Origin of the sequence: Helicobacter sp. UBA3407 (assembly GCF_949747025.1) — a bacterium.
Classification (GTDB): Bacteria; Campylobacterota; Campylobacteria; order Campylobacterales; family Helicobacteraceae; genus Helicobacter_D; species Helicobacter_D ganmani.
On the sequence record NZ_CATKCB010000123.1, the window covers coordinates 1 to 2,082 of the forward strand.

Annotated in this window: 2 protein-coding genes and 1 pseudogene; 1 reads left to right on the forward strand and 2 read right to left on the reverse strand. The window is 35.8% G+C overall.

What is annotated here, in order from left to right; translation table 11 throughout:
• Window positions 1-458 (reverse strand): annotated as a pseudogene (locus Q1553_RS04050) (MotA/TolQ/ExbB proton channel family protein); the annotation flags it as partial.
• Between the two features lie 93 nt (window positions 459-551).
• Here Q1553_RS04050 and Q1553_RS04055 point away from each other — a divergent pair.
• Window positions 552-1,325: a DUF5131 family protein gene (locus Q1553_RS04055; protein WP_300763003.1), complete on the forward strand. Its 774-nt coding sequence runs from the start codon at window positions 552-554 to the stop codon at window positions 1,323-1,325.
• Here Q1553_RS04055 and Q1553_RS04060 read toward each other — a convergent pair.
• A complete protein-coding gene (locus Q1553_RS04060; RefSeq protein WP_115551528.1) occupies window positions 1,317-2,015 on the reverse strand; it encodes a response regulator in 699 nt (232 codons plus the stop codon). The genes Q1553_RS04055 and Q1553_RS04060 overlap by 9 nt on opposite strands.
• Window positions 2,016-2,082 lie beyond the last annotated feature (67 nt).

Here is a 2,082-nt window from a genome sequence, read left to right on the forward strand (position 1 = left end):
GTTTCTAATAGCTTAATTTGCGCTACAAGGGCGGATTCTTGTGTTTTATTTAGAGTAATAATCTCTTGAAGCGCATTGACTTGCTGCGCTAAAAGAGGTAGGATATTTTCTTGTGTGGTAGCGGCAGCGGAGGGGGTAGATTTGTGGATAAATTTTGTCTTTTTAATGCTTTGATATAGGATAGAGGAAGCCATACCAGCAAGGCTAGTGTAAAATGCAGTTTTCATTCCTGCTAGTAAGTTTGCAATACTGCTATCAATATCTGATGGATTAAATGTCGCAAGTCCTATTGAGATTCCTATAAAAGTTCCCAAGATTCCAAGTGAAGTAAGAAGCATTGGAATATAAGAAGCAAAGGGGGAGTTTATTTTTAAAGATTCTAACCGAATACCAGCGATAAATAAACCACAGATAAGCACGATAAAAAAAATTGTGGTAAGGTTTGCAAAGATTTCCATAAAAACTCCAATAAAATCCAAATAAAGATTTGCATTATAACAAATTTACAACATTTATCTTATAATAAGCATTTGTTTTAAGGATTCTTATCTATGCGTTATCCTAAACTCCCATTCTTTGATACGCCCTTAGAGATTGCCTACAACCCTTGGCACGGCTGTGTGCGTGTGAGTGAGGGTTGTAGGAATTGTTATGTTTTTGCAATAGATTCTATTGTTGGAAAAAATGCTAAGGAGCTTCATAAAACGCGCAATTTTCATTTGCCGATTGCTAAAAGACACAATGGAAGCTATAAGATTCCAAGTCATTCAAAAATTTGGTTATGTTTTAGCAGTGATTTTTTGTTAGAAAGTGCTGATAAATGGAGGGATTCCGTATGGAGAATGATTGCAGAGCGCAAGGATTGCACCTTTATCTTTTTTACTAAACGCATTGCAAGATTTAGAGAATGTATCCCTAGTGATTGGGGCAGGGGGTATCCTAATGTGATTGTGGGTTGCAGTGTGGAATCCCAAAAGGAAGCTAATGCGAGATTGCCTCTATTTTTGGAATCGCCTATTTTAATGCGTTGGATTATTTGCGCACCACTTTTAGAAATTATTGACTTAACGCCTTTTTTGGATTCTAGCAAGATTGCAGAAATTATCGTGGGTGGCGAATCGGGATTGAATGCTAGAGTATGTGATTTTGCTTGGGTAGTTTCTTTGCAACAACAAGCAAAACTTGCAGGAATAAAATTTTGCTTTCATCAAACAGGAGCGAACTTTATTAAGGATTCCAAGCTTTATAGGATTCCAAAGAAGCTGCAAAGAATCCAAGCGCAAAAGGCGAATCTTGATTGGAATCCTAGATTTGGATTATTCTGAAATAATGCGATTGAGTTTGTAGCCCAAGCGGGAATGATTGCGAATAAGGTCGTGATAAGTCTTGCGACGAATGCTATTGACGTGCATACGCAAAGAATCCATTGTCATTTGCTGCCCTCTCCAAATTTTTTTATGAAATTCCTCATAGGTTACGGGAAAGCCATCTGCATTAATAAGCAAATCTAAGATTTGGCATTCTCTATCTGTGAGTTCAAAGACTGCAAAGCCTTTCAAGATGGATTTATCTCTTTTGCGATAAAAGATACCTTGTCCCAAATCCACGGTTTGTTCTTTGTGTAATTGCTTGTTGATTCCTAGTAATAATACAAAGAGCTCCTCTAAATCCACTGCCTTTTTAATAAGCGAACAAGCATTTAGTTTAATCATTTCATTGATTTTTTCTTCATCGCTATAAGCTGTCATAAAAATGACAGGAATATTTGGATTGGTTTTACGCATAGTTTTAATCATAGCAATTCCGTCTATTTTACCCTCTAAATTGACATCAGTAATCACAATATCAATCACATTGTTTTTAAAATGTTTCAAGCCGACTTCGCCTTTTTTGGCAGTCAGAATCTTGCGACAACGACGTTCTAATGGAATTCTTAGCAAATCTAATGCAACTGGGTCATCTTCCACAATAAGAATCGTTAAATTGCCAAGAGGTTCAAGGAGGGCAGGTAGCATTCTTATCCTTAAATTAAAATAAAATATAATTTAGGAATAATTTTATAAAATTTAAATTTAAATTAAA